Source organism: Mesorhizobium sp. M1A.T.Ca.IN.004.03.1.1 (genome assembly GCF_003997555.1).
GTDB lineage: Bacteria > Pseudomonadota > Alphaproteobacteria > Rhizobiales > Rhizobiaceae > Mesorhizobium.
The window spans coordinates 162,472-174,935 of the sequence record NZ_RZTV01000006.1 but is presented as its reverse complement, the minus strand read 5'-3'; the positions used below and the strand labels follow the sequence as shown (position 1 = coordinate 174,935).

Here is a 12,464-nt window from a genome sequence, read left to right as displayed (position 1 = left end):
CGAATATCAGGCCTGCTCGGTGCGCGCCGCGCGGCGGCGCTGCCGTTCGCCCTTCGGGCTCTGCACGATGCGCACCCGCTTGACGCGGCGCGGATCGGCGTCGAGCACGTGGAATTCGAAGCCCGGTATGGCCTGCACCACTTCGCCACGGGCCGGAACCCGGCCGAGCGTGTTGAAGATCATGCCGCCGATGGTGTCGACATATTCGCCGTGCTCGCCGGCGGCGAAATCCTCGCCGATCATCTTGGCGACCTCGTCGATCTCGGCCTTGCCGTCGACCACGAACACGCCCTCTCCGATCCGGGTGATCATCGGCTCGTCGTCGTCGTGCTCGTCCTCGATGTCGCCGACCACCATCTCGACGATGTCTTCCAGCGAGGCGAGGCCGTCGGTGCCGCCATATTCGTCGATGACCAGCGCCATCTGGGTCCGCGTCGTCTGCATGCGCCCCATCAGGTCGGAAGCAAGCATCGATGGCGGCACGAACAGCACCGGACGGATCAGGTCGAGATCGCCGATGGTGCGGGCGAGATCGACCTGGGCCAGATCGAGGATGGTCGGCGCCTGGGTCTTCCTGTTCGCCCGGCCCTTCTTGACGCGGGCGACCTTGGTAATGTGGGCAAGAACGTCGCGTATGTGGACCATGCCGCGCGGATCGTCGAGCGTTTCGGAATAGACCGGCATGCGGGAATGACCGGACTGTTCGAAGAGGCCAAGCAGATCGCCAAGCGAGGTGGTGATCTCGACCGCCTCGATATCGGCACGCGGCACCATGACGTCCTCGACGCGCACTTCGCGCAGCCGCAGGATGTTGTTGAGCATCGCACGTTCGCCGGGCGAGAAGGATTCGGCATCGGTGGCCGTCTCGGCCAGCGCGTCGGCGATCTCCTCGCGCAGGTTGGTGCCGTTGCGGTGCCTGAACAGGCCTAGCACGCGATCGAAGAGAGAAGGACCGGCATGCGGAGGCTCGGCGGCCACGCTGCCGGTCGGAATACTCGGACTGGAGCCCTCTTCCGATTTTTCGGAAGGCTTGGCCGCACTGCCGGCGTCCGGACGGGCGGCAGTTTCTGGTTTATCGTTCATCGCCATCAGGTCAATTGGTCTTTTTTGTTACGCGTAGGGATCGGGAATGGCAAGCCTCGCAAGCGCCGCGCGCTCGATCGCTTCCATCTCCTCGGCCTCGGCGTCGGTCTCGTGATCATGGCCCAGAAGATGCAGCAGGCCATGGATGACGAGATGGGTGATATGGTTCGCCAGCGGCTTGTCTTCCAGTGCCGCCTCACGCGCAACGGTCTCGGAAGCAAGCACGATGTCGCCCAACATCGGCGGCAGCTCGGCGCCTTTCGGAACGGAAAAAGCTGGGAAAGACAGCACGTTGGTCGGCTTGTCCTTGCCGCGCCATTCGGCGTTGAGAGTGCGGATATGGGCGTCGTCGGAAAAAACGACGCTGAGCTCCGAAGCGCCGCTCGCGCCGGTTTCGGCAAAGGCGGCAGCGACGGCCTGATCGACCAGGTGCGCCAGCTCGGCCTCAGGGGGCCAGTCGCCGGCCTCGACGAAAATATCGATGTCGACCGGCGTCTTGCCGCTGGATCCCGGATTTTCAGCCATGGGGCTTGGATCAGCCCTCGGCGCCGAGGCCCCTGGCGAACTTGCCGTCCCGGTCATAGGCCTTGACGATCTCGGCAACCAGTGGATGGCGCACGACATCGCCCTCGTTGAAGCGGACCGTGACTATGCCCGGCACGCCGTCGAGGATGCGCAGCGCCTCGACCAGGCCCGACTTGGTGTTGGGCGGCAGGTCGATCTGGGTCGGATCGCCGGTGACGATCATGCGCGAGTTCTCGCCGAGACGGGTGAGGAACATCTTCATCTGCATCGGCGTGGTGTTCTGCGCCTCGTCGAGGATCACCGCGGCATGCGCCAGCGTGCGGCCGCGCATGAAGGCTAAAGGCGCGATCTCGATGACCTCGGCGGCAATCGCCCGCTCGACCTTGTCGGCCGGCATCATGTCGTATAGCGCGTCGTAGAGGGGCCGCAGATAGGGGTCGACCTTCTCCTTCATGTCGCCGGGCAGGAAGCCGAGCCGCTCGCCGGCTTCGACCGCCGGGCGCGACAGCACGATGCGCTCGACCATGCCGCGCTCGAGCAGCATCGCCGCATGGGCCACCGCCAGATAGGTCTTGCCGGTGCCGGCCGGGCCGATGCCGAAGACCATTTCGGAGCGCTCCAGCGCGCGCATATAGGCGTCCTGGTTGAGCGAGCGGGCATAGATCGTGCGCTTGCGCGTGGCGATCTGGGCGGCCGAAACCTTGCCCTTGCGCTCCATGGTGGGCAGCGTCAGCTGGTCGTCGGCGGCGATCGCCATGCGCACGGCGCCGTCGACGTCGGACTGGCCGATATCGACGCCCTTCTGCAGAATGCCGTAGAGCGTGTCGAGCGCGCGGCGCGCCTGCTCGGCGGCCGAAGCCGTGCCCTTGATCGCAAGCTGGTTACCGCGCGAACGGATGTCGACGCCGAGCTTCTGCTCGAGACGGGCCAGATTCTCGTCGAACTGGCCGTATAGGGCGCTGGCAAGCTTGTTGTTGTCGAAGGTCAGTACGATGTGCGCCATGTCGGAGGCCCCGGATGCCTGGTTCTGGGGCGGATTCTTCAGTTCAGCAGCGCTCAACCGTCTCTCCTCATCTGCCGAGGCTTGTGGCTATGCATGTCGTTGTCCCGAAACCGCGAGCACTTTTTGGGCGACATGCATCAGGCCAACTCGGCGAACAGGCTGTTGGGACCTGTCTTCGTGATTCGTACGTCGATAATGTCACCGATTCCGCCGGCCTTGTCGTCAACAATAACAGGCTGCAGCCAGGGCGAGCGGCCGACGATCTGACCGGCATGGCGGCCGGGCTTCTCGATCAGCGTGCTGACGGTGCGGCCGACCAGGCTGGCGATGAATGCCTTCTGCTGCTCGTTGACCAGCGCCTGCAGGCGCTGCAGCCGCTCGTCCTTCACGGCTTCCGACACATGGCCGTCCATCTCGGCGCCCGGCGTGCCGGGACGCGGCGAATATTTGAACGTGAAGGCCGAAGCGTAATTCACCTCGCGCACCAGTTCGAGCGTTGCCTCGAAATCCGCTTCCGTCTCGCCGGGGAAGCCGACGATGAAGTCGCCGGACATGGCGATATCGCCGCGGGCGGCGCGGATGCGATCGATGAGGGCCAGATAATCGCGTGCCGTATGCCTGCGGTTCATCGCCTTCAGTATCCGGTCGGAGCCAGACTGCACTGGTAAATGCAGATAGGGCATCAAGGCCGGCAGGTCACGGTGCGCGGCGATCAATTCATCATCCATGTCGCGCGGATGGCTGGTGGTGTAGCGCAGCCGCGCCAGGCCGGGAATTTTCGCCAGGCGGAAGAGCAGGCGGCCGAGGCCCCATTCCTCGCCGTTTTCGCCCTCGCCGTGCCAGGCGTTGACGTTCTGACCGAGCAGCGTCACCTCGCGCACGCCAGCCTCGGCGAGGCGCTCGGCCTCGGCGACGATCTGGGCCACCGGCCGTGAGACTTCGGAGCCGCGCGTATAGGGCACGACGCAGAAGGTGCAGAACTTGTCGCAGCCCTCCTGAACGGTAAGGAAAGCGGTGACGCCGCGCTTTGCCAGCTCGGCGCGCTTCGGCTGCGGCAGATGCTCGAATTTGTTCTCAATGGCGTAGTCGGTCTCGACGATCTTCTCGCCGCCGCGTACCCTCGCCAGCACGTCGGGCAGCCGGTGATAGGTCTGCGGGCCGATGACGAGATCGACGGCCGGCGCACGGCGTATGATTTCCGCCCCTTCGGCCTGTGCCACGCAGCCGGCGACGCCGATCAGCAGCTCACGGCCGGCCTCGGCGCGCTCGGCCTTCATGTCGCGGATGCGGCCAAGCTCCGAATAGACTTTTTCGGCTGCCTTCTCGCGGATGTGGCAGGTGTTGAGCAGCACCAGATCGGCGTCTTCGACGGCGTCGGTGGCGACATAGCCGTCGGCCGCCAGCGCATCGGTCATACGCTGGGAATCGTAGACATTCATCTGGCAGCCATAAGTCTTGACGAAGACTTTTTTCGCCGCCCCGGCATGCACCGGCTCGCGCTCAGGCGCGGTGCCGATGTCGTGGCTTTCAATCGTGTTCAATTCCATCGGGCGGCTTCTAACGCCTTTCCGCGACAAAAAACAGCCGATTCCGGCAGGCTACGGCGCCGCGTCGGTTTTTCAAGCTATGCGCTGACGACTGGGACGCGGCTCGGCGAGCGCAGCCTGCATCATCTCGCGCACCCTGGCTTCCATCAATCTTGCCGTTTCCTTGCGGTTTGAACCCTTGGAGAAGGGCACCGGATCACCGAAATGCACTTCGGCATCGAGCGAGCCTTCGGCAAGCAAACCCTTCAAATGCGGCATCAGGTCCTGGTCGCCGATCCAGGCGGCGATCGGCCGGTGACGGCGGCCCATCGGCACGCCATGCAGGCGCGTATAGGCGATCGCCACCGGCTGGATAAACACTTGGTCCGCCGCCCCTTCCGAAATCGCCATCGAGGCGGCACCGAACAAGGTGCTCTTGAACGGCAGCACCAGATTGCCGTCGCCGGTCGAACCCTCGGCGAACAGCACCATCGCATCGCCCTTGGCCATGCGTTTGGCGATCTCGCTCGCCTGGTCGCCGGAGGTGCGTTTGCGCTCGCGCTCGATGAAAACGGTGCGCTGCAGCTTGGACAGCATGCCGATCATCGGCCAGCCTTCCATGTCGGCCCTGGCGATGAACTTCACATCGACAAAGGAACCGAGCACCATGATGTCGGTCCAGGAGATGTGGTTGGCCGCGATGAGCAAGGGGCGCTCCTTCGAGAGCGCGCCTTTGACGTGCACGCGCATGCCGAGCGCCTTGAGGATCATGCTGTGCCAGATTTTGAGGACGACCGTCTCCGGCCAAAGCCTCGTCTTCATCGACAGGAGCTGCAGCGGCGCCAGCACCAGCGTGCCGGCGGCGACGAGGCCGAACGCCAGGAAAATCCGCAATTTCTTGATCATTCGCTCCGGCCCTATCCCACGGTCTGGCTAGCGAAGATCGCGGCGCATGACAAGCGCGCCGGTCGGGCCGTGCTCGGTCGACCGGTAGTAGTTCGGACGCTGGCCGACCTGACGGAAGCCCAGCCGGCGATAGAGCGCGATGGCCGGCGTATTGGTCTCGTCGACCTCGAGGAACAGCGCCTCGGCGCGCTGCGCATGCAATTCGCGCAGCACCGCATCGATCAATTGCCAGCCAAGCCCCTGGCGCCGATGGGCGCGAGCCACCGCGACCGTAAGGATCTCGCCCTCGCCTGCCGCGAGCCGCGCCAGCACGAAACCGACCGGCGGCTTCGCACCCTGCCCGGTCTCGCGCGCGGCGAAACCGAACACGGTTTCCTGTTCGAGCAATGCCGCGAACTCGCCATCGGTCCAAGGGCGAACGAAATCCTCGCGATGCAGCACCGCAACGGCGGCGCTGTCGTCAACCGTCAGCGGCTCCAGCGCATAATCCCTGCGGCGCGGCTGAAAGAAAGGTATGCGCATCAGGACTTTTTTCCCTTTGGTGCATGATCTTCTCCAGAACCCGGCTTTCCGGATTCATGGCTCCGCCTTGGCAGAATGAAACCAGCCTGCGGCTTGGCGTCGGTGCCGCGCAGATAGAGCGGCTTCGGCTTTGCGCCTGGCCCTTTCGCGGCGGCCAGTCGGGCATAGGTCGCTATGTCGGCTGTGGCAACGGCCGGCCCGGTGTCGAAGTCCGGCCCGGCCGCTGCCGCAATAAGCGGCGCGGCGGTGCCGGTGAGAACCGCTTTCGCATCGACTGCCATTCGGGTCGCTTGGGAAAGCGTGGCCACCCCTGGTCCGTAAGTCAGAATTAACGCTTCATCGAAAAGCGCCGTATGGAGTTCCTCGCGGCCGGCGTCGAGCGCCGCCAGCACGGCGCGGCCGGGAAAGGCATTCGCGGCCTCCGCCGCCAACGCTTCCAGCGTCGTCACGCCGATAGCCGGGATTTTCAGCGCCAGGGCCAAGCCGCGCGCGGTCGAGACACCGACGCGCAGGCCAGTGAAAGAACCGGGGCCGATCGAGACGGCTACAGCGTCCAAGCCTTGGTAGCCGATCCCGCCGGCCTTCAATGCCGCCTCGATGACGGCCATCAGATGCTCGGCATGGCCTTTGCCGAGGTCGAGCACCTGGCGGCCAAGCTCGATGCCAGCGTCAGCGTCGTGGACGCAGGCCGCGCAGAGATTGGCGGCGCAGTCGATGGCGAGCAGCTTCATAGGGCCGGTTAACCAACTGGATCAAAACACATTCCCTGTGCCCGGCATGGCCCGCCGCCGCAAGAGCCACGCCGCATAAATGTTATGCGGCGTGGCTTTAGCGCGACATCAGGAAGCTGGCCTTGACAGCGATCAGCCCGCAGCCGCGATGCGCAGCACGTGGTTGTCCCAGACATAGTCAGGTTCGGCGCGCGTCCCGCCCGCACCGCCGACGATCTCGCCAGCGCCGGTCGTTGCCATGAAGTCGGCGCCGTCCGGCGCGAGACCGCAAACTTCGACCAGCGACTTCGTCGCGACAACGCGTCCGCTGGCGGCATCGATGACGGCCAGCGAATTACCCTCCGGCGAGGTCACGGCGACGGTGCCGGCATCGGGATTGGCGGCAACCGAGCCGATATAGTTGCGGAAGCCCGACAGCACGTCCTGCGGCATTTCCAAAAGCTGGAGCTCCTTGCCGCGCGCGGCGCGGCCGACCAGCGCCGGCGGGTCGATCGCCGGCCCGCGATATTGGCAGCCGAACCAGACGGTGCCCGTCCGGTCGCGGTCCATGTGACGGATCGACAGCTGATGCAGCGCCGGCGGCAATTCGTGCTTTTCGATCAGGTCGCCAGTGACGCGGTCGACCAGCGTGTAGGAAGGCTTCATCGTTGCGATGTTGAGCTCGGCGCGGCCGAAATCCGGATGCGTTTCGATGCCGCCATTGGCGATGGCGAGCGTCCTGCCGTCGGCGAGCAGCAGCAGTTCGTGCGGACCCATGCCGTAGGTCGGGAACTCGCCGACGCGGCTGAACTTCGCCCGTGCGTCATAAACGCCGACGACGCCGGTGGCGTTGTCGAAATCATTTTCCGTTGCATAGAGCAGCGCCCCGTCGGGCGAGAACACGCCGTGACCGAAGAAGTGCCGGCCGGCGATGCTGGCGATGGTCAAAGGCTTCTCGCGGCCGGTGTGGTCGAAGACCATCGCGAAGATGCCGGGCTGGCGGGCGAAGACGATCGAGCGTTTCGACACCGGATCGAAGGCGACGTCGTGGCCACGGTCGGGCAGATCGAGCGTGTGCAGGATCTTGCCGGCCTCGGAGAGCACGGCGGCGCCGAAGCTGCCGTCGCGCCTGACGAAGGCCGTGGCGAAGACGGCGTCCGTTGCAAGCGTCTCCGCCCAGGCGCGCGGCGCCATCGCGGCGGCGAAGCCGGCGCCTGCGGCACGCAGAAAGTCGCGGCGATCGATGAGCGGCGTCGTCACGGCGTCAATCACCATCCAGCGACGAAAAGCCGGCGGTCAGGCCAAACTCGGCGGTCATCCTGGTGCCGATCAGGGTCGAGAGGCTGGAGGTGATCAGCGCGAGATGCTCGAGCTTGTCGCGTAGCGCCGGATCGGCGAGCGCCTTGTCGATCGGGCCGCTAACAGACTTCGCCGTCGCCACGCCGTTGGTCAGCTGGATGTGGATGGATTCGGCCATCCACCGCGCATCGGCGGGCAGCGCACCGCCAAGCTTCGAGGCCTGAAACAGCTTGTCGATGCCGGACAGATTTCCGGCCAGCGAATTCAGCGTGTTCTGCGAACGCCAGTAGATCGCCTGCTTCGGCTTGTCAGCATCGGGCTTCGCGCCAAGAAAACCTTTGAGCCGCACGTCGCGGATCATTTCCAGCTCATTGATGAAAACGCCGACCAGTTCCGTGACCGCTTCGGTGCCATCACGATAGAGCGGGTTCTTCGGCCCCGGATTGGCCCAGAGCGAGGCAAAACCATCGGGCTTGCTCCATGCTTCGCGGACCTCGCCGGCAATCGCCTGGATGTTGCTGGCCACCGCCGCCCCGTAGGCGCAGCGATAGGGATCGTCCTTACTGGCAAGCGTTTCGGCACCATCGCCGAACAGCACATATTCCAACGCACCGAGGCCCTGCATGGCAACGCTCTTTCGCGCGAGTTGCGCCGGATCGTCGGCGGATGGATCCTTGGCAACGAGGGTCGACTGCACCTGCCTCAATCCGATGCTCTTGCGGTCCGGCCAGTACAGCATGCGCTCCAGCCGGTTGTTTTCCTTGATGGGCCCGAAGGCGATGATCTCGGCCACCGACCAGGCTTCGACTGTGGCGGAAAACTCGGTACGCGCCGCGTCGAGATTTTGCTGGGACGGCGCATTGCAGAGCTGGCGCATCGCCTGGGTCAGGGTCCCGGCATGATCGTCGAGGCTGGCGTAGGCCGGGCGGACGAAGCCGTCGATCGCGCGTCCGATAAGATCGGAAGCTTTGACCGCGGCCTGGGTCGGCAAGGCCGCGGCCAGCAAGAAAGGAAGGGCAAGCGCGGCGGCACGTCGGTTAAACATCAGAGCGACTCCAGGAATTTGATCAGCGCATCGCGGTCGGCCGCAGCTGCGCCGGCAAAGCGGTCGCGCGCCTTCTGGCCCTCGCCGCCATGCCACAGGATCGCCTCTTCGAGCGTCCGCGCGCGGCCGTCATGCAGATAGAAGCTGTTGCCATTGACCGTGGCGGTCAGGCCGATGCCCCAGAGCGGGGGCGTGCGCCATTCGCTGCCGCTCGCTTCCCCCACGCGCTGCCCGTCGGCGAGACCCTCGCCCATGTCGTGCAGCAGGAAATCGGAATATGGCCAGATCAGTTGGAAGGCTTGCGCCTTGTTGGGCGTGCCGCGCATGGTGACGAATTTCGGCGTGTGGCAGGAAATGCAGCCCATCTCGTAGAACTGCTTCTTGCCGGAAAGAACCTCCGGCTTGTCGAGGTCGCGCCGCGCCGGCACAGCGAGGTTCTGCGAATAGAAGGTGACGAGGTCCATGACCGGGGGCGGCGCTTCCGCCGCGCCCAGGCGCTCTTGGACGCCATTCGGCAGGGTAAGGCACGCCTTCTCAGCCTCGGTGCAATCGCCCCAATGCTTCGGCACTTCAGGCGTCGAGATGCCGATATCGCCGGCAAAGGCATCGGCGGCCTGCTGCCGGATCGATGCGGCCTGAGCTTTCCAGCCGAAGCGGCCCAAAGTTATCGCGCCGCTCAACTCCTCGCGAACTATGTTCGGCCGGCCGGAGATGCCGTCGCTGTCGCGGTCATGCGGATCGGCAAGGGCAAGGATGTCGGCCGGGGCGATCTGCTCAATCAGGCCGAGCCCGATCATCGGCGGCGTCAGGCGCGGCGACAACGTCGTGCGCGGGTCGAGCGGGCCATAGCCCGGATTCTCGACCGAGTAGCGGGGCTTGCGCAGCAAAACGACGGCACCGTCGCCCAGCGTTACCTTCTCTTCCGAATAGTCGATGCGCATGCGGCCTTCACCCTTGAGGCCGGGAACGGCCAGATCCTGCAATTGCGAGCCATAGACAGGATCGGGGAAATTCAGCAGCTTATGGTTGGCAAGTTCGGCTCTCTCCTCGGCATTGCTTGCGTCGCGCGCCAGCCGCAAGAACATCGAGGTCGAGCCTGCGCCGCTTCCCGGCGGTCGGCCGCGACCATCCTTCAGATGGCAGTTCTGGCAGGCGCGTTCGTTGAACAGCGGACCGAGCCCGTCGGACGCCTGGGTCGATGACGGCGACGACACCCAGTTCTTGCGGAAAAGCGCATTGCCGAGCTTGAAGGTCCCTTCCTCCTCGAAGGTGATGTTGGCGGAAGGCTGCGAGAAGGCGTCGCGGTTGACGCCCTTCCTCGACGTGCCGGCGCCGCCCTGCATCAGCTCGAACGGTTCGGGCTTTGTAAAGTCGGTCGTAGGCTTGGTGACCGCCAACACCCGCGCCTGATCCTCCGGCGTCAGATCTGTGCGGCTCGTCGGCAGACCCGCCGGCTCGCCCGCCATGGCGGGAGCAGAAAGCGTGATTGCCAGCAGGAGCGTGGCACCGCGCCAGATCCGGTATCGCGGGTTCCTCGGGAGCAGCAGGCCGGCTATCTCGGCCCGCCATGAGCGGCGCGAAAAATCTATCGGGCGCCGCATTCCCGCATGTCCTTACTCCGCCTCGTTGGCCGAGTCGGCGTTGAGCTGGCCGTACTTTTCCTCGCCGATCGAGGCGAGCAGGTCGAGCTGACTCTCCAGGAAGTCGATGTGGCCTTCCTCGTCCGTCAGCAGATCCTCGAACAGTTTCATCGACACATAGTCGCCCGCATCCTGGCAAATCTCGCGCGAGCGCTTGTAGGAGGTGCGCGCGTCATATTCGCCGGCGAGATCGGATTCGAGCACTTCCTTTACATTCTGGCCGATACGCAACGGCGCGACCGACTGCAGGTTCGGATGGCCTTCGAGGAAGATGATGCGGGCAACCAGCCGGTCGGCGTGATGCATTTCTTCGATCGATTCCGCCCGCTCCTTCTTCGCCAGCTTGGTGTAGCCCCAGTCTTCGAGCAGACGATAATGGACCCAGTACTGATTGACGGCACCAAGCTCCAGAAACAGGGCTTCGTTAAGCCGCTCGATGACCTGCGGTTCGCCTTTCATGGGTTCTGCTCCCGAATTGGCCGCGCAGTCCTCTGACGCGGTCCAGGTGTGAAACGATATCCGCGCCGCTCCCCTCTGAACGGGCGTGGTAATTCTCGGTGACCCGAATGATCGTTTCCACCACATTTGGAAAGCAGCCGCAACAGCGGCCGCGCTTGCGCATGGCATGATAGACCTTGGCCGGCACGATAAGCTGCCAGGGATCTTCATCCAGCAGACCGATGATCGTCTGCTCGATCTCCTTCTCGGTGATGATGTTGCAATGGCAGATCAGCATTCACTTGCTCTGGCTGGCGGCACTGTTCTGGCGCCGTTTGGCTTGTTTCTCAATTGAGCATGATCTTGTCCAAAAACCGGCTTCCACTTTTTGGGATCATGCTCGGGTGCTACTTGAACACCTTGTCCGGAGCATCAAGGCTGTCGGAGCCCTCGAACGCGATGGCATTGAGCTTGAGTGAGCCGACCGCGCGTTCGATCGACTTGGTCTGGTCGATCAGCGCGTCGATCGCCGCCTGCACCGTGGCGTTGCCTTCCGCATTGCCCTCGGCGATCTGCTGGTCATAGGCCTCGCCGGCCAGCGCCCGCGCCTTGATCGCTTCCATCTTGGCGACCGAAGTATCGAGCTTGTCCGACAGTTCCTTGTCGATCGCCGGATCGGCCACCTTCATCATGTCCGACACCGACGGGCCGGAAACCACGGTGCCGTCGAGACGCGTATAGTTGGCGTGATAGGCGGCGCGGATGCCGATCGCATCATAGAGATGCGAGTTGTAGGTGTTGTCCGAGAAGCAGTCCTGCTCCTCCTCCGGATCGTGCAGCAAAAGGCCGAGCTTCATGCGCTCGCCGGCCAGTTCACCATAGGAGAGCGATCCCATGCCGGTGAGGATGGTGGAGATGCCGGAATTCGGCTCGCCATCGACGAGGGTCTTGCGCGCGGCGCCGTCTTCCTTCCAGTTGTTGACCATCTCCTGCAGGTCGGAGACCAGAAGGTCGCTTGCCGACTTCAGATATTCCGCGCGGCGGTCGCAATTGCCGCCAGTGCAGTTCTTGAGATCGTAGTCGGTGTACGGGCGCCCGCCGGCGCCTGGACCGGTGCCGTGCAAATCCTGGCCCCAAAGCAGGAATTCGATGGCGTGATAGCCGGTCGCGACATTGGCCTCGACGCCGCCGGCTTCCTGCAGCGTGCCTGACAGGAACTCCGGCGTCAGCTTCGAGGCGTCGACCTTCTTGCCGTTGATCTCGATCTCCTTGTTCGCAATGACGTTCGCCGTATAGAGCGAGTTCTCGTCCGACTCGGTGCCGTAGCTCTTGGCGACATAGTCGATCAGGCCTTCGTCCAGCGGCCAGGAATTCACCTTGCCTTCCCAGTCGTCCACGATCTTGTTGCCGAAGCGGTAGACCTCGGTCTGCTGGTAAGGCACGCGCGCCGCCTTCCAGGCGTCGCGTGCAGCGTTGAGCGTCTCTGCCGAGGGCTTGGCGAGAAGCGCGTCGACGGCCTTGTCGAGCGCCTCAGCCGTGATCAGCGAATCCTCGTATTTGGCGAGCGCGATGTCGGCATAGGTCTTGATCACCGCCTTCGCATCGGTTTCGGCCTTCGCCGGCAGCACGAACACGGCCGCCGTCAGCGCCGCGGTGGCGCCGATCGCGGCAAGCCTGGTGCCCCAACGTAGCGCAATAGTTCGCGGCGTGATTATCGCTTTCATCAATCCCATCTCCTCAAAAATTCAATGACATAGGCATGCGGCC

13 protein-coding genes are annotated in these 12,464 nt (G+C 64.3%); all 13 read right to left on the bottom strand.

From position 1 onward, the window contains the following. Nucleotides 1-6 precede the first annotated feature (6 nt). Entirely contained in the window at nucleotides 7-1,083 is a 1,077-nt protein-coding gene (locus tag EOD29_RS20635) for a hemolysin family protein (protein WP_067324766.1), read from the bottom strand. Between the two features lie 27 nt (nucleotides 1,084-1,110). Continuing rightward, nucleotides 1,111-1,608 (bottom strand): rRNA maturation RNase YbeY, encoded by a 498-nt coding sequence (gene ybeY, locus EOD29_RS20630; RefSeq protein WP_066996319.1) that lies wholly within the window; start codon nucleotides 1,606-1,608, stop codon nucleotides 1,111-1,113. A 10-nt stretch (nucleotides 1,609-1,618) separates the two neighbouring features. Next, the gene (locus EOD29_RS20625; protein WP_245475383.1) at nucleotides 1,619-2,611 is read right to left on the bottom strand and encodes a PhoH family protein; all 993 of its coding nucleotides are present in this window, start codon (nucleotides 2,609-2,611) and stop codon (nucleotides 1,619-1,621) included. A 137-nt stretch (nucleotides 2,612-2,748) separates the two neighbouring features. Next, nucleotides 2,749-4,158 (bottom strand): tRNA (N6-isopentenyl adenosine(37)-C2)-methylthiotransferase MiaB, encoded by a 1,410-nt coding sequence (gene miaB, locus EOD29_RS20620; protein ID WP_067324515.1) that lies wholly within the window; start codon nucleotides 4,156-4,158, stop codon nucleotides 2,749-2,751. 72 nt (nucleotides 4,159-4,230) lie between these two features. Further along, entirely contained in the window at nucleotides 4,231-5,043 is an 813-nt protein-coding gene (locus EOD29_RS20615) for a lysophospholipid acyltransferase family protein (protein ID WP_067324513.1), read from the bottom strand. A gap of 27 nt (nucleotides 5,044-5,070) precedes the next feature. Then, the gene (gene rimI, locus EOD29_RS20610) at nucleotides 5,071-5,565 is read right to left on the bottom strand and encodes a ribosomal protein S18-alanine N-acetyltransferase (protein WP_127247623.1); all 495 of its coding nucleotides are present in this window, start codon (nucleotides 5,563-5,565) and stop codon (nucleotides 5,071-5,073) included. Then, nucleotides 5,565-6,296 carry a tRNA (adenosine(37)-N6)-threonylcarbamoyltransferase complex dimerization subunit type 1 TsaB gene (tsaB, locus tag EOD29_RS20605; protein ID WP_127247621.1) on the bottom strand — a complete coding sequence of 244 codons (732 nt, stop codon included), beginning with the start codon at nucleotides 6,294-6,296 and terminating at the stop codon, nucleotides 5,565-5,567. Before tsaB ends, rimI begins: the two co-directional genes overlap by 1 nt. Before the next feature lie 132 nt (nucleotides 6,297-6,428). Further along, nucleotides 6,429-7,535: a DUF1513 domain-containing protein gene (locus EOD29_RS20600; protein ID WP_127247619.1), complete on the bottom strand. Its 1,107-nt coding sequence runs from the start codon at nucleotides 7,533-7,535 to the stop codon at nucleotides 6,429-6,431. Nucleotides 7,536-7,539: 4 nt separating this feature from the next. After that, nucleotides 7,540-8,619 (bottom strand): imelysin family protein, encoded by a 1,080-nt coding sequence (locus EOD29_RS20595; RefSeq protein WP_082953862.1) that lies wholly within the window; start codon nucleotides 8,617-8,619, stop codon nucleotides 7,540-7,542. Further along, nucleotides 8,619-10,220, bottom strand: coding sequence for a di-heme oxidoredictase family protein (locus tag EOD29_RS20590; protein ID WP_067324506.1), 1,602 nt, complete (start codon nucleotides 10,218-10,220; stop codon nucleotides 8,619-8,621). The genes EOD29_RS20595 and EOD29_RS20590 overlap by 1 nt, the downstream gene beginning before the upstream one ends. 12 nt (nucleotides 10,221-10,232) lie before the next feature. Further along, the gene (gene bfr, locus EOD29_RS20585; protein ID WP_067324504.1) at nucleotides 10,233-10,718 is read right to left on the bottom strand and encodes a bacterioferritin; all 486 of its coding nucleotides are present in this window, start codon (nucleotides 10,716-10,718) and stop codon (nucleotides 10,233-10,235) included. Then, nucleotides 10,684-10,995 (bottom strand): (2Fe-2S)-binding protein, encoded by a 312-nt coding sequence (locus tag EOD29_RS20580; RefSeq protein ID WP_066996295.1) that lies wholly within the window; start codon nucleotides 10,993-10,995, stop codon nucleotides 10,684-10,686. The genes bfr and EOD29_RS20580 overlap by 35 nt, the downstream gene beginning before the upstream one ends. A gap of 109 nt (nucleotides 10,996-11,104) precedes the next feature. Further along, nucleotides 11,105-12,421 carry an imelysin family protein gene (locus tag EOD29_RS20575; protein ID WP_206520478.1) on the bottom strand — a complete coding sequence of 439 codons (1,317 nt, stop codon included), beginning with the start codon at nucleotides 12,419-12,421 and terminating at the stop codon, nucleotides 11,105-11,107. Between the last annotated feature and the right edge of the window lie 43 nt (nucleotides 12,422-12,464).

Excerpts from the sequence above, each read along its gene's own strand:
- EOD29_RS20635 (WP_067324766.1), bottom strand. The coding sequence starts at position 1,083 with ATGAACGATAAACCAGAAACTGCCGCCCGTCCGGACGCCGGCAGTGCG.
- ybeY (WP_066996319.1), bottom strand. The coding sequence starts at position 1,608 with ATGGCTGAAAATCCGGGATCCAGCGGCAAGACGCCGGTCGACATCGAT.
- EOD29_RS20625 (WP_245475383.1), bottom strand. The coding sequence starts at position 2,611 with ATGGCGCACATCGTACTGACCTTCGACAACAACAAGCTTGCCAGCGCC.
- miaB (WP_067324515.1), bottom strand. The coding sequence starts at position 4,158 with ATGGAATTGAACACGATTGAAAGCCACGACATCGGCACCGCGCCTGAG.
- EOD29_RS20615 (WP_067324513.1), bottom strand. The coding sequence starts at position 5,043 with ATGATCAAGAAATTGCGGATTTTCCTGGCGTTCGGCCTCGTCGCCGCC.
- rimI (WP_127247623.1), bottom strand. The coding sequence starts at position 5,565 with ATGCGCATACCTTTCTTTCAGCCGCGCCGCAGGGATTATGCGCTGGAG.
- tsaB (WP_127247621.1), bottom strand. The coding sequence starts at position 6,296 with ATGAAGCTGCTCGCCATCGACTGCGCCGCCAATCTCTGCGCGGCCTGC.
- EOD29_RS20595 (WP_082953862.1), bottom strand. The coding sequence starts at position 8,619 with ATGTTTAACCGACGTGCCGCCGCGCTTGCCCTTCCTTTCTTGCTGGCC.
- EOD29_RS20590 (WP_067324506.1), bottom strand. The coding sequence starts at position 10,220 with ATGCGGCGCCCGATAGATTTTTCGCGCCGCTCATGGCGGGCCGAGATA.
- bfr (WP_067324504.1), bottom strand. The coding sequence starts at position 10,718 with ATGAAAGGCGAACCGCAGGTCATCGAGCGGCTTAACGAAGCCCTGTTT.
- EOD29_RS20580 (WP_066996295.1), bottom strand. The coding sequence starts at position 10,995 with ATGCTGATCTGCCATTGCAACATCATCACCGAGAAGGAGATCGAGCAG.
- EOD29_RS20575 (WP_206520478.1), bottom strand. The coding sequence starts at position 12,421 with ATGAAAGCGATAATCACGCCGCGAACTATTGCGCTACGTTGGGGCACC.